Origin of the sequence: Caldimonas manganoxidans ATCC BAA-369 (assembly GCF_000381125.1) — a bacterium.
Taxonomy (GTDB): Bacteria; Pseudomonadota; Gammaproteobacteria; order Burkholderiales; family Burkholderiaceae_C; genus Caldimonas; species Caldimonas manganoxidans.
In genome coordinates this window covers 67,203-85,568 of record NZ_KB905938.1, presented here as the reverse complement: position 1 = coordinate 85,568, position 18,366 = coordinate 67,203, and the positions used below count along the sequence as shown (strand labels likewise).

The window sequence follows — 18,366 nt, the reverse complement described above, 5'->3', positions numbered from 1 at the left end:
GAAAAGGCCGCCCCAAAGCGTGAACGATCTCACGCATGAGGGCCTTCGGCGCGGCCCGGTAGGCAGCCGCGCGTGCCGGTGCAATAATGATTTCAATTGAAGAATCCGAGGTTCGATTATGCTCGACCGTGACGGCTTCCGGCCCAACGTCGGCATCATCCTGCTCAACCACAAGAACCAGGTGTTCTGGGGTAAACGCATCCGCACCCATTCGTGGCAGTTTCCCCAGGGGGGCATCAAACATGGCGAGAACCCCGAGCAGGCGATGTACCGAGAGCTCCATGAGGAAGTGGGGCTGCGTCCCGAACACGTGCGCATCGTCGCGCGCACCCGCGATTGGCTGCGCTACGAAGTGCCTGAACACTACATCCGCCGCGATGCTCGCGGTCACTACAAAGGGCAGAAGCAGATTTGGTTCCTGCTGCAGCTGCTGGGGCGCGACAGCGACATGAACCTGCGTGCCACCGACCATCCCGAGTTCGACGCTTGGCGCTGGAACGATTACTGGGTGCCGCTGGATGCGGTGATCGAGTTCAAGCGCGGCGTCTACCAGATGGCGTTGACCGAGCTGGCCCGCTATTTGCCGCGCTTGCCCCATCAACACAACCGCTATCTGCGAGCCGGGCTGCGACCGCAACCCCGCGAAGAGCCGCGCACGGCCCCTGCCGTCCCGCTGGTCGAGCCTCCCGGCACCGGCGAAAGCTGAACCTGCGAGCCCGCGCTCACTCCACGCGAGCGGACTTTGTGGCGCCGGCCCGGCGCTCGTTACACGAGCGGACTTTGTGGCGCCGGCCCGGCGCTACGCGCCTTCACATCGCTGCGCGATGTGAGCCGTCGCCGCAACCTGGCGCTCGCTCCACGAGCGGACTTTGTGGCGCCGGCCCGGCGCTACGCGCCTTCACATCGCTACGCGATATGAGCCGGCGCCGCAACCTGGTGCTCGTTACACGAGCGGACTTTGTGGCGCCGGCCCGGCGCTACGCGCCTTCACATCGCTACGCGATATGAGCCGGCGCCGCAACCTGGTGCTCGTTACACGAGCGGACTTTGTGGCGCCGGCCCGGCGCTACGCGCCTTCACATCGCTACGCGATATGAGCCGGCGCCGCAACCTGGTGCTCGTTACACGAGCACCAGGTTGTCCCGATGGATGAGTTCGGATTCGCCGGGGCAGCCGAGCAAGCGCTCGATCTCGCTGGACGGTTTGCGAGCGATGAGCCGAGCCTGGGTGCTGTCGTAGTTGGAGATGCCCCGCGCGATCTCACGGCCTTGGGCGTCACGCACGGCGATCACGTCACCACGATCGAACTCTCCCGTCACTTGCACCACGCCGATGGGCAACAGGCTCTTGCCGGCCTCGCGCAGCTTGGCTGCCGCCCCATCGTCCACCACCACCGCCCCGCGCAGTTGAAGATGGTCGGCCATCCATTGCTTGCGCGCGGCCAGCTTGGCCGTGCCGGCCACCAGCAGCGTGCCGATCGATTCGCCTTGCGCCAGGCGGATCAGCACATCGGGCTCACGGCCCCAGGCGATCACCGTCGAGGCCCCGCTGCCGGCGGCGCGCTTGGCCGCCAGGATCTTGGTGATCATGCCTCCTTTGCCGATGCTGGAACCCGCCCCGCCAGCCATGCGCTCGAGCTCGGGATCGCCCGCTCGGGCTTCGTGCACGAAGCGGGCGTTCGGGTCCTTGCGGGGGTCGGCCGAGTACAGGCCACGCTGGTCGGTCAAAATCACCAACACATCGGCATCGACCAAGTTGGCCACCAGCGCCCCCAGCGTGTCGTTGTCGCCAAACTTGATCTCGTCGGTAACCACCGTGTCGTTTTCGTTGATGACTGGAATCACCTTCAAGGACAACAGGGTCAGCAAGGTCGAACGGGCATTGAGGTAACGCTCACGGTCGGCCAGGTCGGCGTGGGTCAGCAGCACCTGAGCGCTGCCCAGGCCTTGGGCGCGCAATTCGGTCTCGTAAATGTGGGCCAGGCCCATCTGCCCCACCGCGGCGGCAGCTTGGAGTTGGTGCAGCTCGGTCGGACGTCGGGTCCAACCCAGTCGCTTCATGCCTTCGGCGATCGCGCCGCTGGACACCATGATCAGCTCGCGACCTTCACGGGCCAAGGCCGCCATCTGGCGGCACCAGTTCCCGATGGCCTGGGCATCCAGGCCACGGCCCTCGTTGGTCACCAGACTGGAGCCCACCTTCACGACGATACGGCGGGCATTGCGAAGCACGTCACTCATCGGAGTATCGCAAGCGAAAGAACGAAGCGTGCGCGACCTCAGCGCCAGCGCGGGTCGTGCGGGTCAGACGAAGGGGCCGATTCGGCATCTTGGGCCTCCTGCGACACGAAGCGCACATCGGGCTGCTGCGGTTCGGGCTCGCGATGGGCCGCCAGATGGTCGTAGATGGCGCGCACCAAGGCTTCGCAGCCCTCACGGGTGAGTGCAGAAATCTCGAAGACTGGCCCCTTCCAGCGCATGCGCTTGACGAAGTCCTTCACGCGCGCCGCGCGTTCGTCCTCGGGGATCATGTCGAGCTTGTTCAGCACCAGCCAGCGCGGCTTCTCGTACAGCGCCTGGTCGTACTTCTTCAACTCGGCCACGATGGCCTTGGCCTGAGCCACCGGATCCACCCCTTCGTCAAACGGCGCCAGGTCCACCAGATGCAGCAGCAAGCGGGTGCGTTGCAGATGGCGCAAGAACTGATGTCCCAGGCCGGCGCCCTCGGCCGCGCCTTCGATCAGCCCGGGCACATCGGCCACGACGAAGCTCTGCTCCGGGCCGACGCGCACCACGCCCAGGTTGGGGTGCAAGGTGGTGAAGGGATAGTCGGCGATCTTGGGCCGAGCATTGGAGATGGCCGCGATCAGGGTGGACTTGCCCGCATTGGGCATGCCCAGCAAGCCCACGTCGGCCAGCACCCGCAACTCCAGCTTGAGTCGACGCTGCTGCCCCGGCCACCCCAAGGTGCGCTGGCGTGGCGCCCGGTTGGTACTGGACTTGAAATGCAGGTTACCAAAGCCGCCGTCGCCGCCCTTGGCCAGCAAGACCTTCTGCCCCGGCACCAGCAGCTCGGCCACGACCTCTCCGGTGTCCACATCGGTGATGATCGTGCCCACCGGCATGCGCAGCACGATGTCCTCGCCGGCCGCGCCGAACTGGTCCGAACCGCGGCCATGCTCACCATGCCGGGCCTCATGGCGGCGCGCATAGCGGAAATCGACCAGGGTGTTGAGGTTGCGGTCGCCCACGGCGTAAACACTTCCGCCGCGCCCCCCGTCGCCCCCGTTGGGGCCGCCAAAGGGAATGAACTTCTCGCGGCGGAAGCTCACGCAGCCGTTGCCGCCATTGCCGGCAGCCACGTCGATGTAGGCTTCGTCAACGAATTTCATGATGTCCTGTCCCGCCGAGAACGGCCGCACACGAGGACCGGCCGCCGTTGGCGATGGTACTGCAGCGCCGTCGGCCGGGTTGGCGACGGCACAAAACAACGAAGCCCCGGCAAACCGGGGCTTCGCTTCAAGGGAAGGCCGACGCTTACAGCGGCGTGACGCTGACCACCTTGCGGTTCAGCGGGCCCTTCACATCGAAGGACACTTGGCCATCGACCAGAGCGAACAACGTGTGGTCACGCCCCGTACCGACGTTCACACCGGCATGGAAACGCGTTCCGCGCTGGCGCACGATGATCGAGCCGGCCGACACGACCTGGCCGCCGAACACCTTCACGCCGAGCATCTTCGGTTGGGAGTCGCGGCCGTTCCGGGTGGAACCGCCGCCTTTTTTCTGTGCCATGCTTGCTTACTCCTGGAAGGGGATCAGGCCGTCACCGCACTGATTTGCAGCTCGGTGTAAGTCTGGCGATGCCCTTGGCTCTTCTTGTAGTGCTTGCGACGACGCAGCTTGAAGATGCGCACTTTGTCATGCTTGCCATGAGCCACCACCGTGGCTTTGACGCTGGCGCCGGCAACCAAGGGCGTGCCAACCTTGAGCTCGGCGCCGTTGCCCACGGCGAGAACCTGGTCGATCACGATCTCTTGGCCGACTTCCGCAGCAATCTGTTCTACCTTGATCTTTTCGCCGGCAGCCACCTTGTATTGCTTGCCGCCGGTTTTTATGACCGCGTACATATCAGCCCTTTCACAAACGCGCACCTCATCGACCCGGTGCGCACCGATCGTCACGGCCCGCACGCCGCAGCCCTCGCGCTGCCAGGCTCACCCTCTTTGGCGCTGAAGCGACTCTCTCAAAGAGAGCCTACAGCACCCCAAGGCTGGCCTACCGACACGAGGCCACCAACGCCGCGTACCATGACCCTTGCTCTAGCCTCCATTTGGCCGAGCCCAAAATTGTAGCACACCCAGAATCCCAGCCGCCCTGCCCCCGTCGATCCCGGCCTTGCCCGCCACTGGCCTCTCTATAATCCGCGGATTCACGTCCCTGGGCCTGTCGCGTGTCCGCCCCTGTCTCATCCCCTGCACTGCCCGAATTGCTGGCCGCCGAGATGGCCGAAGTCGACGCCGTCATCCATCGGCGCCTGGCCTCCGAGGTGGCGCTGATCAACCAGATCGCTCATTACATCGTCAGCGCCGGCGGCAAGCGCATCCGGCCTCAGCTGGTGATCCTGGTGGCCAAGGCGCTGGGCTTCGATGGCCCGCAGCGGCACGAACTGGCAGCCGTGGTCGAGTTCATCCACACCGCCACCTTGCTGCATGACGACGTGGTAGACGAATCCCAGCTGCGCCGCGGCCGCGAAACGGCCAATGCGGTGTTCGGCAATGCTGCCAGCGTGCTGGTGGGCGATTTCCTCTACTCACGCGCCTTCCAGATGATGGTGGCCATCGACCGCATGCGCGTGCTGGACGTGCTGGCCGAGGCGACCAACGTCATTGCCGAGGGCGAGGTCTTGCAGCTGATGAACATGCACGACCCCGACACCGACATCGAGGCCTACTTGCGCGTCATCCGCTACAAAACCGCCAAGCTGTTCGAGGCCAGCGCCCGCCTGGGCGCGGTGCTGGCCGACGCACCGGCCGAGGTCGAGCAATCCTGCGCCGACTACGGCCGCCACCTGGGCACGGCCTTCCAGCTCATCGACGACCTGCTCGACTACGAGGGCTCCACCGCGGCCCTGGGCAAGAACGTCGGCGACGACCTGCGCGAAGGCAAGCCCACGATGCCGCTGCTGATTGCGATGGAGCGCGGCAACGCACAAGAGCGGCAATTGATCCGCCACGCCATCGAGCATGGCGAGATGGACCGCTTGAAGGACATCGTCGACATCGTTCGCCGCACCGGGGCATTGGATGCAACACGCCAAGCCGCCCGCGCCGAGGCCGAGACGGCTCGGCACTGCCTCCACGGCCTGCCGGCTTCCCCCTATCGAGAAGCTTTGCTAGAATTATGTGTTCGCTCAGTTGAGCGCTCTGCTTGAGCAAGCAACTGAGCATCCGACTCGACCCTACAAGGGTCCCATCGGGGTGTAGCTTAGCCTGGTAGAGCGCTACGTTCGGGACGTAGAGGCCGGTGGTTCGAATCCACTCACCCCGACCAGTTTTCTTCGTCGGCCCGCCCCGATGTCTCGGGTGGAGCCATTCAGCCTACCATGGTCGGCAGTGTGGGCTTCGAGCACGCCGCGCGGGCGTGTAAAGCCTAGGGCACGCGAAACACCGAGCACGACCAAGCCGCTTGCCGAGCTCGCCCCAGGTCGCGAGCTCGGCATGCGTGAAGTCCAGCAAGGATTGCGGGTCGCGCTCCAATACGTCCAGAAACTTCGCATCCCAAGCGGTGTTGTTGAATCCGGCGCGCTCGCCGTGTACTTGGTGTGACAAGCCGCCCGTGGCGACGATGGCCACGTTCAGGTCTTCGGGATAACTTTCGATGGCACGGCGCAGCGCCTGACCCAGCCTCCAACACCGCCGAGCACTGGGAATTGGAAACTGCAGCACTCCCACCTGCAGCGGCAACAGTTTCACCGGCCATCCGTCTTCGTGGGAACACATCACCGACAAAGGAGAAAAACACCCGTGGTCCAGCGATCGGGCGCTTCAACCGGAGGCGCTCACGCGTCCAAAACGCTCCCGCACCTGATCGGCCGTGGCCAAGGGGCGGCCCAGCCATCGAATGCCTTCGGCGGCCTGCGCCACCAGCGCGGCGTTGTCCGGTGCCATGCGCCCGTCGCGCAGCCACAGGTTGTTCTCGAAGCCCACCCGCACATGCCCGCCCAGGGCCGCAGCCGCCAGCACGCAGGCATGCTCCTGCGCGCCGAAGGCGCACACGGCCCACGGGTGCATCCCATCATGCGCCTGCAGGAAGGGCAGCAGATCGTTGGGCGAGGAGGTCTGCCCGGCGCTGTAGCGTCCCAGCACGAAAAGCAGGAACCACGGCCCCTCGGGAATCACGCCGCGGCGGCACAGGTCCTGCCAGTCGCGCACGTCGGCCGCGTCGTAGAGGATGACTTGGGTCATCACGCGATGCGCCACCAACCACTGGAAGAAGGCACTGAGTTCTTGCTCACGGACACACGGCACATGCAGCTCACGCAAGGCCACCGACACGGCTTCGGGCAGCACCTCGCGCACCACGGCCATCTGGGCCGCCGGCTCGTAGATCTTGGCCGCCTCGGTGGTGATCTGCACCACCAGTTGCGAGCCCACCGCCTGGCGCACGGCCGCTGTGGCCTCCCGGTAAGCCTGGGCATCGAGCAGGTGACGCCCGTCAGGCCGGCGCACATGCATGTGCAGCATGGCGGCGCCGGCTTCCAGACAGGCCTTGGCCGTCGCGGCCAGGGCTTGTGCGGTCAGAGGCAAGGCAGGGTGTTGCTCGTGGGTCTTGTACGCCCCGTTGGGGGCCACCGTGAGCATGAGGGGGTCGAGCGCGAACGGGGTCGTCATGGGGCCATCCTTTCAGCCAATAGTGCCGCAAGCCTGCGCCAGAGCAAGCCCGGCAAGGCAGCCCAGCGGCGATGAGGCGCACCGCAGGCGAGGCGCCAGCAGTTGTATTCTCGCAACATCCAGCCTCGCCCGGGGCCTTGGGGCAGGCCTGACACCCGAGACCCTCACGGGCGGCGGGGCTGCCGTCGGGCCGACGTGGGGCATGGTCAGGCGCAACTCCAAACGCAGGCAGGGGGAGTGCGCAGCGGCCAGATTTCGGGCACGGACGTGCACTAGTTCACCATGCCGCCGCCGGTCTCGGGCTGCTTGCACGGGCTTGCAAGGTTTACAGTGTGCAGAGGATCGGCGATCATTCCGCGGCCCCACAGACGGCGCCTTTCGGCGCTGTGCGATCGCTCACTTTTTCCGATTTGACCTTTTGGCATGGACACCCTGGCTGAGGCCCCGAACTCCACGCTGTCTGGCGTGGCGCGCGTGCTGGTCAATGCCGGCAAGCTCTCGACGAAGACCGCCGAGGATCTGGCCAAGCAGGCCACGGAAAAGCGCTGCAGTTTCATCAATGCGGTCATCGCCGCCGGCGCGGTCTCTCCCAGCGATTTGGCGCACACCCTGTCAGCGACGTTTTCCCTGCCGCTCATCGACTTGAACGCGGTCGATGTCCAGCGCTTGCCCAAGGGCTTGATCGAACCGAAGCTGTCGTCCCAGTACCAGGTCCTCCCGCTGGGCAAGCGGGGCAGCCGCCTGTTCGTCGCCGGTGCCGATCCGACCGACCAGGAAGCCCTCGAGCGCATCAAGTTCGCCACCCAGCTGACGCCCGAGTGGATCTTGGTCGAGCATGACAAGCTGGTCAAAGTGCTCGAAAGCCTGGGCGCCTCGGCCAGCGAGGCGCTGGAGAGCATCGTCGGCGGCGATTTCGAGTTCGATGTGTCCGAGGAGGACCCTGCTGCGTCGGAAGCCGCAGAGATGGCCGCCGATGTCGAGGACGCACCGGTCGTGCGCTTCTTGCAGAAGATGCTGATCGATGCGATCAACATGCGGGCCTCGGACCTGCACTTCGAGCCTTATGAGCTGAGCTACCGGGTGCGCTTCCGCATCGATGGCGAGCTGCGCGAAATCACGCAGCCGCCGGTGGCCATCAAAGACAAGCTGGCCTCTCGCATCAAGGTGATCTCTCGTCTGGACATTGCCGAAAAACGGGTGCCCCAAGATGGGCGCATGAAGCTGAAGTTCGGCAACCGCGCCATCGACTTTCGCGTCAGCACCTTGCCCACGCTGTTTGGCGAGAAGATCGTGATCCGTATCCTCGATCCCTCCAGCGCCAAACTGGGGATCGATGCGCTGGGTTATGAAAAGGCCGAGAAAGAGCGGCTGTTGGCGGCCATCCACCGCCCCTATGGCATGGTGCTCGTCACAGGCCCCACCGGCAGCGGCAAGACGGTGTCGTTGTACACATGCCTGAACATCCTGAACCAGCCGGGGGTGAACATTTCCACCGTCGAAGATCCGGCCGAAATCAACCTGCCTGGCATCAACCAGGTCAATGTGAACGAGAAAGCCGGCCTGACCTTTGCCACGGCCTTGCGGGCTTTCCTGCGCCAGGATCCCGACGTGATCATGGTCGGGGAGATTCGGGACCTGGAAACCGCCGACATCGCCATCAAGGCGGCTCAGACCGGTCACCTGGTGTTGTCCACGCTGCACACGAACGATGCGCCTTCGACCTTGACACGCCTGCGCAACATGGGCGTGGCACCGTTCAACATCGCCTCCAGCGTGATCCTCATCACCGCCCAACGCCTGGCCCGGCGGCTGTGCGAGAACTGCAAGCAGCCCGCCAACTATCCCCGCGAGGCCATGTTCAAAGCCGGCTTCAAGGAGGAAGAGCTCGACGGCAGTTGGAAGCCCTACCGAGCCGTGGGTTGCTCGAGCTGTAACAATGGCTACAAAGGGCGCGTCGGCATTTACCAAGTGATGCCCATTTCCGAGGAGATCCAACGCATCATCTTGGCCGACGGCTCGGCCTTGGACATCGCCGCCCAAGCGCAGAAGGAAGGCGTGCGGGATCTGCGTCAGGCCGGCTTGTACAAGGTCCGACTGGGGGTGACGACACTCGAAGAAGTCATTTCCGTCACCAATGAATAAGCTTTGACACAGGGCTTGCACCCTGGAGACACCATGGCAGTGGCAGCAGCAAAGAAAACCCAGGAATTCGTCTTCGAATGGGAAGGCAAGGACCGCAATGGCAAAGCCGTGCGTGGAGAAATGCGCGCCGGCGGTGAGGCCATGGTCAGCGCCAGTCTGCGCCGTCAGGGCGTGCTGGTCACCAAGGTCAAGAAGCGCCGCATGAGCGGTGGCAGAGCGATCAAGCCCAAGGACATTGCCATCTTCACCCGTCAGCTGGCCACGATGATGCGTGCGGGCGTGCCCTTGCTGCAGGCGTTCGACATCGTCGGCCGCGGCAGCAGCAATCCGCGATTGACCAAGCTGCTCAACGAGATCCGCATGGACGTGGAGACCGGCACCAGTCTATCGGCGGCCTTGCGCAAGCATCCGTTGTACTTCGACGCGCTGTACTGCAATCTGGTCGAAGCCGGCGAGGCCGGCGGTATTCTGGAGACACTGCTGGAGCGCCTGGCCACCTACAAGGAAAAAACCGAAGCCATCAAGGCCAAAATCAAGTCGGCGCTGATCTACCCGGTGGCCGTGCTGGTGGTGGCCTTCATCGTGGTGACCATCATCATGATGTTCGTCATCCCGGCGTTCAAGGACATTTTCACCTCCTTCGGTGCCGACTTGCCGGCTCCCACGCTGCTGGTGATGGCGATGTCGGACCTGTTCGTGCAGTACTGGTACATCATCTTCGGCGTCTTGATCGGTGGCACTTACTTCTTCTTCGAGAGCTGGAAGCGCTCGGAGAAGATGCAAAAAGCCATGGATCGCTTGCTGCTGAAAGTGCCTCTGTTCGGCCCGCTGGTCTACAAATCGGCCGTGGCGCGTTGGACGCGCACCTTGGCCACGATGTTTTCCGCCGGCGTGCCCTTGGTCGAAGCGCTGGATTCCGTTGGCGGAGCCTCGGGCAATGCGGTGTTTGCCGAAGCCACCGAGAAAATCCAAAAGGATGTCTCCACCGGCACGAGTCTGACCACGGCGATGCAATCCACGGGCCTCTTTCCGGTGATGGTGCTGCAGATGTGTGCGATCGGCGAAGAGTCGGGTTCCTTGGATCACATGCTCAACAAGGCCGCCGAGTTTTTCGAGCAGGAGGTCGATGAGGCGGTCAAAGGGCTGTCGAGCCTGATGGAGCCCGTGATCATCGTCGTGCTGGGCACCATCATCGGCGGCATCGTGGTGTCGATGTACCTGCCCATCTTCAAGCTGGGTCAGGTGGTCTGAAGCGCAAGCCCAAGAGCCTCGATGTCCTCTGAAATGCTTGCCTGGTGGCTATCACCGGCCACCTTGGCCGTGCTGGGCCTGTGCGTGGGGAGCTTCCTCAACGTGGTGATCCATCGCTTGCCCCTGATGCTGGAGCGGCAGTGGCGACGCGACAGCGCCGAGCTCCTGGAGCAAGCCCTGCCCGACGAGGGCGAGCCGCTGGGTCTGTGGCGGCCTCGATCACGCTGCCCGCACTGCGGCCATGCCATCCGCTGGTACGAGAACATTCCTGTCATCAGCTGGGTGGCACTGCGCGCGCGATGCTCGGCCTGCAAAACCCCGATTTCTTGGCGCTATCCGGCCGTCGAGCTGTTGACGGCCGTCCTGTTCGCCGGCGTGGCGTGGAAGCTGGGGCCGCAGCCCGTGGTGCTGGCTTGGTGCGGGCTGATGGCCACCTTGGTGGCTTTGGCCTTCATCGACTGGGACACCACCTTGCTGCCCGACCAGCTCACGCAGCCCTTGTTGTGGGCCGGACTGATCGCCGCGGCCTTGGACTGGACGATTCCGCTGTCCACGGCGCTGTGGGGAGCCGTCGCGGGCTATCTGGCCTTGTGGTCGGTCTATTGGCTGTTCAAGCTCACCACCGGCAAGGAAGGCATGGGCTATGGTGACTTCAAGCTGCTGGCAGCACTGGGCGCTTGGCTGGGCTGGAACACCCTGCTGCCGATCGCGCTGATCGCCTCGCTGATCGGCGCCGTGGTGGGCATCGGGATGAAGCTGACCGCCCACCTGCGTGAAGGCCGCTATGTGCCCTTCGGCCCGTTTCTGGCCGGTGCCGGCGCCTTGGTGTATTTCCTGGGCGCCGACACCGTGCTCGGTTGGTTGGGGTGGGCCTGAGCCGATGGACGGCGCACGGCTCCCGCGCCCCCGCCGGCTCGGACTGACCGGTGGCATCGGCAGCGGCAAAAGCACCGTGGCCGCTTGGCTGCGCGAACGCGGCGCGCATGTGGTCGACACCGACGCCATCTCGCGCCAGCTCACCCAACCCGGTGGAGCCGGCATCGCGCCGATCCGTGCGGCCTTCGGCGAGGCGGTCTTGACGGCCGACGGCGCCTTGGACCGCGAGCGCATGCGCGAGCGGGTGTTTCGCGACCCGCAAAGCAAGGCCATGCTCGAGGCCATCTTGCATCCGCTGATCGGCGAGGAAGCCCTGCGCCAAGCGGCCCAGGCCCAGCCGGATCAGATGGTGGTCTTCGATGTGCCGCTGCTGGTCGAATCGCGCGTCTGGCGCACCCGGGTGGACCAGGTCCTGGTGGTCGATTGTTCGCCCGAACGCCAAGTGCTGCGCGTGAAGCAACGCTCGGGCCTGAGCGAAGCCGCGGTGCGCGCCATCATGGCCCAGCAGGCCTCGCGCCTGCAGCGACTGAGCGCAGCCGACATCATCGTGGCCAACGACACCGACGGTTTGGCCGATCTGCACGCCGCATTGGAAGCGCTGTGGCGTCTGTGGCATCCGATGCATCCGCCGGCTGCGGCCGCCGCGTCGGCCTTCTGAGCCTGCCACCGCCGCGAGGGTCGCCAACCGAAAGACAGGGGCTTGCGCGGTGCGCGGGTAGCCCGCGCTACCCAGGTATGGAAAAATGCTTGGCATTGACTGCGTCGTGCCGCTTGCCTTGATCCTCTACGAATATCCCTTCAACGAAAGCATCCGCACCATGCTGCGGCTCGAACACTTGTTCGACCGGCTGGGCCAGTTGATGGTGCGTGAGGCGGCCGTCGACCACCATTTCGCCCTGGCCACCCTGTTCGAGATCATGGACGTGGCCTCCCGGGCCGATCTCAAGTCCGACTTGCTCAAGGATCTGGATCGCCAGAAAACGCTGCTCAATGGCTATCGCGGCAATCCCTCGATCTCGGAGCAGGCCTTGGACGAGGTGCTCGGTCGCATCGACCATGCTCACGCCCAGCTCAACCAGCTGCCCGGCAAAGCGGGCCATGCGCTGACCAGCAATGAGTGGTTGATGAGCGTGCGCAGCCGCATCAGCATCCCCGGCGGCACCTGCGAGTTCGACCTGCCCGCGTATTACGCCTGGCAGCATCTCCCGGCGGCGCGGCGGCAAGCCGACCTGCAACGCTGGGTGGGCACGCTGACGCCGCTGGCCGAGGCCTTGCGGGTGCTGTTGGGGTTGCTGCGCGAGTCCGGCGTGCCGCACAAAGTGATGGCCACCGCCGGCCAGTATCAGCAAAGCCTGCCTGCGGGGCGCAGTTATCAGCTCCTGCGGGTGCGCCTGGATCCGTCCACCGGACTCGTGCCCGAGATCAGCGGCCATCGCTTGATGGTGTCGATCCGCTTCTTGCGCCAAGAGGACGATGGACGCTTGCGACCGTCCGTCGAAGATTTGGGTTTCGAATTGACCCTGTGCACCGGATGAGCTCTGCCCCACCCCCACCTCGCACCGTGCGCTGCCCGGCCTGTGGCGGGCCGAGCCGGTACGCGCCGGACAACCCGTACCGTCCCTTTTGCAGCGAACGCTGCAAGAACCTGGATTTCGGGGCCTGGGCCAGCGAACGCTACCGCGTGCCGGCTCCGTCGCAGGCGTCCGACCCCGACGACCCGGGATCCTCGGCCCCGGTGCATTGACGCAGGCTCAGTCCGCGTGGGTTGGGCCCGTGTGACAGCGCTCGGCGGCAAACCATTGCAGCACGGGCACCGTCCCCGGCAGCACCGGACGCACTTGCACCGGCAGATCCTGCCAGGCCATGGACTGGCCTTCACGCATCTCGAGCTCGCCCGTCCATTCGTAGACCTTGCAAAAATGCAGGCGCACCAGCGCATGCGGATAGTCCACCAGCTCGACCTTCCATGGATGAACCGCGCCGATGGTGATGCCCAGCTCTTCGTGCAATTCGCGACGCAGGGCATCCTCCACCGACTCCCCGCGCTCGAGCTTGCCTCCCGGGAACTCCCAGTAGCCCGCATAGACCTTGCCCGGCGGGCGCGAGGTCAGCAAAAATCGCCCCTCCCCGGCCGGTGTGCGCTCGACCAAGACCCCAACGGCCACATCGATGGGCGTTCTCATGCCGCAGCCAGGCCGATGCGGCCGCAATAGTCCCGAGCAAACTGGTAAGCCACGCGCCCCGAACGCGAGCCACGCTCCAAGGCCCACACCAACGATTCCTGACGCGCGGCCTCGATGGAGGCCTCGTCCACGCCGAAGCGGCGCAGCCACTGGGCCACGATGGCCAGGTATTCGGCCTGGGTGAAGGGATAGAAGCTGATCCACAGTCCGAAGCGCTCGGACAGGGAAATCTTTTCTTCCACCACCTCCCCCGGATGGACCTCTCCGTCGTCGGTGTGGGTGTAGGTGAGGTTTTCTTTCATGTACTCGGGCAGCAGGTGGCGGCGGTTGCTGGTGGCGTAGATCAACACGTTCGGTGTGGCCGCCGCCACCGAGCCGTCGAGAATGGACTTGAGCTCCTTGTAGCCCGCTTCGCCCTCGTCGAAGCTGAGGTCGTCACAAAAGACAATGAAGCGCTCCGGACGATCGGCCACCAGATCGATGAGATCGGGCAAGTCCACGAGATCGGCCTTGTCCACCTCGATGAGCCGCAGCCCACGGTCGGCAAACTCGTTCAAGCAGGCCTTCACCAGCGAGGACTTTCCGGTGCCCCGCGCGCCGGTCAACAGCACATTGTTGGCCTGTCGTCCGGCGACGAACTGCGCGGTGTTGCGCAGCAAGCGCTCTTTCTGCGCATCGACCTCGCGCAGGTCCGACAGGCGGATGGTAGACACATGGCGCACCGGGTCGAGACGGCCGACGGGGCCGCGCCGGCGATAGCGAAACGCGATGGAGGCCGACCAGTCGGGCTCGGTCAGAGCGTCCTGGGGCAGCATGTTTTCCAGCCGCGCCAGCAGGGCTTCGGCACGTAGCAGCAGAGTTTCGAGGGCAGCAGACATGGGCAAACGCGCAGACGGCAAAGACTCGTCGACGCGCCAGTGTAGCGGCGTGCTCAACGGCCCCCCGCCAGATCCACGACCATGTCATCGGCCACGGCGTACACGCGGTCGCCGGCGGCCGGTGCGATCGGGTGCATCCCCGTGAAGGGCCCATAGGCTGGCAGCACCCCGACCTGCGCACCCAACCAAAAGCACGGCAGACGCAGCCGGTCGCGCGGCCGGGCCTGCAGGCTCACGCATGGATGCCAGTGCCCGGCTAGCACATAGCCCTGCGGTTGCGGCTGCGGATGATGCGACAAGGCCCAGGGGCCCAAGGGCCAGGGTTCGTCCACGCAGCGCATGCCCAGCTCGACCGCAGGATCGCCGGCCCGGTGGTCGTGGTTGCCACGCACCAACACCAGCTCCAGCCCCGGATGGCGTTGCCGCCAGTGCCACAGATCCTGCCAGGTGCCCGGGTTGTGGGCCGCCGGCGCATGCAGAAAATCGCCCAGAAACACCACGCGCTCGGGACCAAGGCGCTCGATCAACAGGCTCAGGCCCTGCAAGGCGGCACGGCTGCTGCCGCGCGGCACCGGCACGCCCTGTCGGCGAAAGCTCGCTGCCTTGCCCAGGTGGACATCGGCCACCAGCAGACTGGCATGAGCCGGCAGCCACAGGGCTTTCTCAGGCAGCAGGACGACGGTCTCGCCTGCCAAGCAGATGCTCAGCATGCCCTTCGCGCAGCCGGGCTCAGCCCGACAACAGACGCAGACTGGCCTCGAGGAACTCGGTGGGCGAGCGCTTGAATCCCGAGCGGGTGTAGCGATGCAGCCGCCCCAAGAGGAAGCTCGTCAACACCGAGGCTTGCGCCTGGGCATCGACCGAGGGCGTGATCGAACCGTCGGCATCGGCCGCCTGACGCAGGCTTTGGCGCAGCTGCGCCTCGATGCGATCGAAGAACTGGTTCATGCGAAGCAACAGGCGCTCGTGCTCGAACACCAAGGCATCACCCACCATCACGCGGGTCATGCCCGGGTTCTTCTCGGCAAACTGCAACACCACGGCCACGATTTTGTGGGCCTGGACCCTGCCGGCACTTTCGCGCTCGGTGATCTGGTTGATCAGCGTGAAGACGCTGTGCTCGATGAACTCGATCAGGCCCTCGAACATCTGGGCCTTGCTGGCGAAATGGCGATACAAGGCCGCCTCGCTCACCGCCAAACGCGCCGCCAGGGCTGCGGTGGTGATGCGTTCGGCCCCCGGCTGTTCGAGCATCGCCGCCAGGGTTTGCAGGATCTGCACGCGGCGCTCGCCAGGCTTGGGCCGCTTGCGTGAGGCCGCGTCGCTGCCGGACTCGGCTGCACCCGACATCGGCTCGACAGGCAGGGAAGGCTCGGCCATCACAGTGCACGCAAAGAATGTAACTTTTGTAGCGAGCGGATTCTCGCACACACGTACACAGGCTTGCGGTGCAGGTAAACACCAACTTCCGGGCCGTGTGCATTGTGTCGCAGATATCGCTGCATCCACACCGTGCGCATGCCCAGCGCTCGGGCCGCCTTCTGATGGGCCAAGGTGTCTTCGACGAGCACACAGCGACTCGGCGGCACCTTCAATCGGGCGGCCACGCGGCGCAGCATGCGCGCATCGGGCTTGGGCCGCCAGCGGCCGAACATGCGCAAGTCCTCGATGGGGATGAGACCGTCGAAGACCGGCTCCAGGCCCAGGGCGCCCAACACCCGCCGGGTGTAGGCCCGCGGCGCATTGGTCAGCACGTATTTGCGCCCCCCAAGGCGCTTGAGCGCCGCCTTGTCATGGGCATGCGCGAACAGTCGCCCTTCCAGCCCCGGCAGCGCGTGGGTGTGCTCCAGGAAATGCGCTGGGCGGATGCCATGGTGATGCACCAGGCCGAGCAACGTGGCGCCGTAGCGCCGCCAGTAGTCGCGCCGCAGGGCATCGGCCTGCTCGTGGGGCAGCTGCAGCGCACGGGCGATGTATTCCGTCATCGAGCCGTCGAGCTGACGGAACACCGCCCGCGAGGCGTCGTGCAGCGTGTTGTCCAGGTCGAACAGCCAGACGCTGCGGCGCTTCATGCGCGAACGCAATTCAGTGCGAGCGGATCATCGTGCCGAAGGCTTGGTCGGTGAGGACCTCCAGCAGCATCGCATGCGGCACGCGGCCGTCGATGATGTGCACGGCATTGACGCCGCTTTTGGCCGCATCCAAGGCCGAGGCGATCTTGGGCAGCATGCCGCCCGAGATGGTGCCATCGGCAAACAGCTCGTCGATCTGGCGTGCGGTCAGATCGGTGAGCAAATTGCCGTTCTTGTCCAGCACTCCCGGGGTGTTGGTCAACAGCATCAGCTTCTCGGCCTTGAGCACCTCGGCCAGCTTGCCAGCCACCACATCGGCATTGATGTTGTAGTTCTCGTTGTGTTCACCAAAGCCCAGGGGCGAGATGACCGGGATGAACTGGTCGTCTTGCAGCGCCTTGACCACGCTGGGGTCGATGGCGACGATGTCGCCCACCTGACCCACGTCGTGTTCCTTGGTCGGGTCGTCCTTGTCCTTCATGCGCAGCTTGCGTGCGCGGATCAAGCCCCCGTCGCGTCCGGTCAGGCCCACGGCCTTGCCACCGGCGGCGTTGATGAGGCCCACGATGTCTTGCTGCACCTGCCCGGCCAGCACCCATTCGACCACTTCCATGGTCTCTTCATCGGTCACGCGCATGCCTTGAATGAAGGTGCCTTTCTTGCCGATCTTGGCCAGGGCCTCGTCGATCTGGGGACCACCCCCATGCACCACCACCGGGTTCATCCCCACCAGCTTGAGCAGCACCACGTCCTCGGCGAAGTCCTGCTGCAACGCCGGGTCGGTCATGGCATTGCCGCCGTACTTGATGACGATGGTCTTGCCATGAAATTTGCGGATGTAGGGCAAGGCCTGGGCCAGGATCTCGGCCTGGTCCCGCGGGGCGATGTGGCTCAAATCATGGGGGGCCGCAGCAGGGGTGTTCATGCAGGTAAGACTCCGGGACGCTTCGGATACGGACGGTGGACAGCCGCCGGACGATGCCCGGATTCTAGGGCGGCTGGTGCGGCGCAGCACGCCCCTTGGGGGGCCCCTCCGCGGCGGCCACGGCGGCAAGAGCGGCAAGAGACACCGCATGGCTTGCGACCGATCCTCAGACGGGGCCTGCCACTCCAGGCATCATATCGGGGTGCGGCCCCGGCCCCGTTCGCAAACCGAACGGGACTGGGAACCTCGAGGTGCCCCCGCGGCTCCAAACGCCTGCCTCGGCACGAATGCGTGCTGGGCGCCGTGAGCGCCGCTGGCGCTGCCCCCGATGCGCCACCGCCTGTCGAGAAAGGTTCATTCCATGTCTTTGCCGATGTCACGTCGCCGCTGGCTGGCCTGGGCCGGGTCCCTGGCCGGCGCCACCCTCGCCCCGGGGTTGGCGATGGCCGCCCGCCAGCCTCTGATCGAGGTCTGGAAGTCCGAGAGCTGTGGTTGCTGCGGTGCCTGGGTCGAGCATTTGCAAGCCCACGGGTTCCAAGTGAAGGTCAACCATGTCCGCGGCCCGGCCGAATATCGCGAGAAACTGGGCATGCCCGATGAGTTCGGCTCTTGTCACACCGCGCTCGTCCAAGGCTATGTACTGGAAGGCCATGTGCCAGCGCGCGAGATCCGCCGCCTGCTGGCCGAGCGGCCCGCGGCCATCGGATTGGCCGTGCCCGGCATGCCGGTGGGCTCGCCCGGCATGGAAGTGGGCGAGCGTCGCGACGCTTATGATGTGATCCTGGTCGGCCGTGACCGCAAGGGCCGTGTCTACCAGCACTACCCCGCCCTGCCGGGCACACGTCCCTGAAAAGAAAGGCCTCTCGATGCTCAAACGCTGGATCAGCGCCATCGCTGTGGCAACCGCAAGCACGCTGGCCCTGGGCCAGGCTGCCGAAGGCGAGGTGCGCAAGATCGACAAAGCCGCCGGCAAAATCACGATCAAGCATGGCGAGATCAAGAGCCTGGACATGCCACCGATGACCATGGTCTTCCGCGCCGAACCACCCAGCTTGCTCGACAAGGTGCAGGTCGGGGACAAGGTGAGCTTCCAGGCCGCCAAGGTGGGCGGCACCTACACGGTCACCGCGATCGAAAAGCGCTGAGC

At 65.2% G+C, this 18,366-nt stretch carries 21 protein-coding genes, 1 tRNA gene and 1 pseudogene; 11 read left to right on the top strand and 12 right to left on the bottom strand.

The genetic code is table 11. From position 1 onward, the window contains the following. The first annotated feature begins 118 nt into the window (after positions 1–118). Positions 119–706 carry an RNA pyrophosphohydrolase gene (locus F615_RS0107735; RefSeq protein WP_019560604.1) on the top strand — a complete coding sequence of 196 codons (588 nt, stop codon included), beginning with the start codon at positions 119–121 and terminating at the stop codon, positions 704–706. A 415-nt stretch (positions 707–1,121) separates the two neighbouring features. On the opposite strand, the gene proB is transcribed toward F615_RS0107735, so the two are convergent. From proB to rplU, 4 genes are all read right to left on the bottom strand, one after another. Beyond that, the gene (gene proB, locus F615_RS0107730) at positions 1,122–2,240 is read right to left on the bottom strand and encodes a glutamate 5-kinase (RefSeq protein ID WP_019560603.1); all 1,119 of its coding nucleotides are present in this window, start codon (positions 2,238–2,240) and stop codon (positions 1,122–1,124) included. 38 nt (positions 2,241–2,278) lie between these two features. Then, on the bottom strand, positions 2,279–3,391 hold the full coding sequence (gene cgtA / locus F615_RS0107725; protein ID WP_019560602.1) for an Obg family GTPase CgtA: 1,113 nt from the start codon (positions 3,389–3,391) through the stop codon (positions 2,279–2,281). A 145-nt stretch (positions 3,392–3,536) separates the two neighbouring features. Further along, positions 3,537–3,794: a 50S ribosomal protein L27 gene (rpmA, locus tag F615_RS0107720; RefSeq protein WP_019560601.1), complete on the bottom strand. Its 258-nt coding sequence runs from the start codon at positions 3,792–3,794 to the stop codon at positions 3,537–3,539. Between the two features lie 23 nt (positions 3,795–3,817). After that, positions 3,818–4,129 carry a 50S ribosomal protein L21 gene (rplU, locus tag F615_RS0107715; RefSeq protein WP_019560600.1) on the bottom strand — a complete coding sequence of 104 codons (312 nt, stop codon included), beginning with the start codon at positions 4,127–4,129 and terminating at the stop codon, positions 3,818–3,820. Positions 4,130–4,452: 323 nt separating this feature from the next. Here rplU and ispB point away from each other — a divergent pair, with 323 nt between their 5' ends. Together ispB and F615_RS0107705 are read left to right on the top strand one after the other, a co-directional pair. Next, positions 4,453–5,433, top strand: coding sequence for an octaprenyl diphosphate synthase (ispB, locus tag F615_RS0107710; protein ID WP_083932419.1), 981 nt, complete (start codon positions 4,453–4,455; stop codon positions 5,431–5,433). Between the two features lie 42 nt (positions 5,434–5,475). Continuing rightward, positions 5,476–5,552 (top strand) — tRNA-Pro (locus F615_RS0107705). Positions 5,553–5,698: 146 nt separating this feature from the next. Here F615_RS0107705 and F615_RS19650 read toward each other — a convergent pair. Together F615_RS19650 and F615_RS0107695 are read right to left on the bottom strand one after the other, a co-directional pair. Next, a pseudogene (locus tag F615_RS19650) lies at positions 5,699–6,040 on the bottom strand (DODA-type extradiol aromatic ring-opening family dioxygenase); the annotation flags it as partial. Positions 6,041–6,046: 6 nt separating this feature from the next. After that, positions 6,047–6,892, bottom strand: coding sequence for a beta-keto acid cleavage family enzyme (locus tag F615_RS0107695; protein ID WP_019560598.1), 846 nt, complete (start codon positions 6,890–6,892; stop codon positions 6,047–6,049). Positions 6,893–7,315: 423 nt separating this feature from the next. Here F615_RS0107695 and pilB point away from each other — a divergent pair, with 423 nt between their 5' ends. From pilB to F615_RS19645, 6 genes are all read left to right on the top strand, one after another. Then, complete coding sequence (gene pilB / locus F615_RS0107690; RefSeq protein ID WP_019560597.1) at positions 7,316–9,034, top strand: type IV-A pilus assembly ATPase PilB; 1,719 nt, start codon at positions 7,316–7,318, stop codon at positions 9,032–9,034. 33 nt (positions 9,035–9,067) lie between these two features. Then, positions 9,068–10,285, top strand: coding sequence for a type II secretion system F family protein (locus F615_RS0107685; protein ID WP_019560596.1), 1,218 nt, complete (start codon positions 9,068–9,070; stop codon positions 10,283–10,285). Between the two features lie 21 nt (positions 10,286–10,306). Continuing rightward, positions 10,307–11,161, top strand: a complete 855-nt coding sequence (locus tag F615_RS0107680; RefSeq protein WP_026330128.1) for a prepilin peptidase — start codon at positions 10,307–10,309, stop codon at positions 11,159–11,161. 4 nt (positions 11,162–11,165) lie between these two features. Continuing rightward, positions 11,166–11,819: a dephospho-CoA kinase gene (gene coaE / locus F615_RS0107675; RefSeq protein ID WP_019560594.1), complete on the top strand. Its 654-nt coding sequence runs from the start codon at positions 11,166–11,168 to the stop codon at positions 11,817–11,819. Between the two features lie 118 nt (positions 11,820–11,937). Beyond that, a complete protein-coding gene (gene zapD / locus F615_RS0107670) occupies positions 11,938–12,696 on the top strand; it encodes a cell division protein ZapD (RefSeq protein WP_026330127.1) in 759 nt (252 codons plus the stop codon). Next, positions 12,693–12,905, top strand: a complete 213-nt coding sequence (locus tag F615_RS19645) for a DNA gyrase inhibitor YacG (protein ID WP_083932418.1) — start codon at positions 12,693–12,695, stop codon at positions 12,903–12,905. The genes zapD and F615_RS19645 overlap by 4 nt, the downstream gene beginning before the upstream one ends. A 7-nt stretch (positions 12,906–12,912) precedes the next feature. On the opposite strand, the gene F615_RS0107665 is transcribed toward F615_RS19645, so the two are convergent. The 6 genes from F615_RS0107665 to argB are packed head-to-tail and all read right to left on the bottom strand — an operon-like array spanning position 12,913 to position 17,219. Then, a complete protein-coding gene (locus tag F615_RS0107665) occupies positions 12,913–13,344 on the bottom strand; it encodes an NUDIX domain-containing protein (RefSeq protein ID WP_019560592.1) in 432 nt (143 codons plus the stop codon). Further along, entirely contained in the window at positions 13,341–14,222 is an 882-nt protein-coding gene (locus tag F615_RS0107660) for an ATP-binding protein (RefSeq protein WP_019560591.1), read from the bottom strand. The genes F615_RS0107665 and F615_RS0107660 overlap by 4 nt, the downstream gene beginning before the upstream one ends. Before the next feature lie 53 nt (positions 14,223–14,275). Next, positions 14,276–14,932 carry a ligase-associated DNA damage response endonuclease PdeM gene (gene pdeM, locus F615_RS0107655; RefSeq protein WP_019560590.1) on the bottom strand — a complete coding sequence of 219 codons (657 nt, stop codon included), beginning with the start codon at positions 14,930–14,932 and terminating at the stop codon, positions 14,276–14,278. Between the two features lie 19 nt (positions 14,933–14,951). After that, entirely contained in the window at positions 14,952–15,602 is a 651-nt protein-coding gene (slmA, locus tag F615_RS0107650; protein WP_019560589.1) for a nucleoid occlusion factor SlmA, read from the bottom strand. Continuing rightward, on the bottom strand, positions 15,602–16,294 hold the full coding sequence (locus tag F615_RS0107645; RefSeq protein ID WP_019560588.1) for a pyrimidine 5'-nucleotidase: 693 nt from the start codon (positions 16,292–16,294) through the stop codon (positions 15,602–15,604). The genes slmA and F615_RS0107645 overlap by 1 nt, the downstream gene beginning before the upstream one ends. A 13-nt stretch (positions 16,295–16,307) precedes the next feature. Then, on the bottom strand, positions 16,308–17,219 hold the full coding sequence (gene argB, locus F615_RS0107640) for an acetylglutamate kinase (RefSeq protein WP_019560587.1): 912 nt from the start codon (positions 17,217–17,219) through the stop codon (positions 16,308–16,310). 361 nt (positions 17,220–17,580) lie between these two features. On the opposite strand from argB, the gene F615_RS0107635 reads away from it, so the two are divergent. After that, entirely contained in the window at positions 17,581–18,069 is a 489-nt protein-coding gene (locus tag F615_RS0107635) for a DUF411 domain-containing protein (protein WP_019560586.1), read from the top strand. A gap of 16 nt (positions 18,070–18,085) precedes the next feature. After that, positions 18,086–18,364 (top strand): copper-binding protein, encoded by a 279-nt coding sequence (locus F615_RS0107630; protein WP_019560585.1) that lies wholly within the window; start codon positions 18,086–18,088, stop codon positions 18,362–18,364. Positions 18,365–18,366 lie beyond the last annotated feature (2 nt).

Bases quoted from the DNA above. Each gene is read 5' to 3' on its own strand.
- F615_RS0107735 (WP_019560604.1), top strand. From the start codon at position 119: ATGCTCGACCGTGACGGCTTCCGGCCCAACGTCGGCATCATCCTGCTC.
- proB (WP_019560603.1), bottom strand. From the start codon at position 2,240: ATGAGTGACGTGCTTCGCAATGCCCGCCGTATCGTCGTGAAGGTGGGC.
- cgtA (WP_019560602.1), bottom strand. From the start codon at position 3,391: ATGAAATTCGTTGACGAAGCCTACATCGACGTGGCTGCCGGCAATGGC.
- rpmA (WP_019560601.1), bottom strand. From the start codon at position 3,794: ATGGCACAGAAAAAAGGCGGCGGTTCCACCCGGAACGGCCGCGACTCC.
- rplU (WP_019560600.1), bottom strand. From the start codon at position 4,129: ATGTACGCGGTCATAAAAACCGGCGGCAAGCAATACAAGGTGGCTGCC.
- F615_RS0107695 (WP_019560598.1), bottom strand. From the start codon at position 6,892: ATGACGACCCCGTTCGCGCTCGACCCCCTCATGCTCACGGTGGCCCCC.
- pilB (WP_019560597.1), top strand. From the start codon at position 7,316: ATGGACACCCTGGCTGAGGCCCCGAACTCCACGCTGTCTGGCGTGGCG.
- F615_RS0107685 (WP_019560596.1), top strand. From the start codon at position 9,068: ATGGCAGTGGCAGCAGCAAAGAAAACCCAGGAATTCGTCTTCGAATGG.
- F615_RS0107680 (WP_026330128.1), top strand. From the start codon at position 10,307: ATGTCCTCTGAAATGCTTGCCTGGTGGCTATCACCGGCCACCTTGGCC.
- coaE (WP_019560594.1), top strand. From the start codon at position 11,166: ATGGACGGCGCACGGCTCCCGCGCCCCCGCCGGCTCGGACTGACCGGT.
- F615_RS19645 (WP_083932418.1), top strand. From the start codon at position 12,693: ATGAGCTCTGCCCCACCCCCACCTCGCACCGTGCGCTGCCCGGCCTGT.
- F615_RS0107665 (WP_019560592.1), bottom strand. From the start codon at position 13,344: ATGAGAACGCCCATCGATGTGGCCGTTGGGGTCTTGGTCGAGCGCACA.
- F615_RS0107660 (WP_019560591.1), bottom strand. From the start codon at position 14,222: ATGTCTGCTGCCCTCGAAACTCTGCTGCTACGTGCCGAAGCCCTGCTG.
- pdeM (WP_019560590.1), bottom strand. From the start codon at position 14,932: ATGCTGAGCATCTGCTTGGCAGGCGAGACCGTCGTCCTGCTGCCTGAG.
- slmA (WP_019560589.1), bottom strand. From the start codon at position 15,602: ATGGCCGAGCCTTCCCTGCCTGTCGAGCCGATGTCGGGTGCAGCCGAG.
- F615_RS0107645 (WP_019560588.1), bottom strand. From the start codon at position 16,294: ATGAAGCGCCGCAGCGTCTGGCTGTTCGACCTGGACAACACGCTGCAC.
- argB (WP_019560587.1), bottom strand. From the start codon at position 17,219: ATGAACACCCCTGCTGCGGCCCCCCATGATTTGAGCCACATCGCCCCG.
- F615_RS0107635 (WP_019560586.1), top strand. From the start codon at position 17,581: ATGTCTTTGCCGATGTCACGTCGCCGCTGGCTGGCCTGGGCCGGGTCC.
- F615_RS0107630 (WP_019560585.1), top strand. From the start codon at position 18,086: ATGCTCAAACGCTGGATCAGCGCCATCGCTGTGGCAACCGCAAGCACG.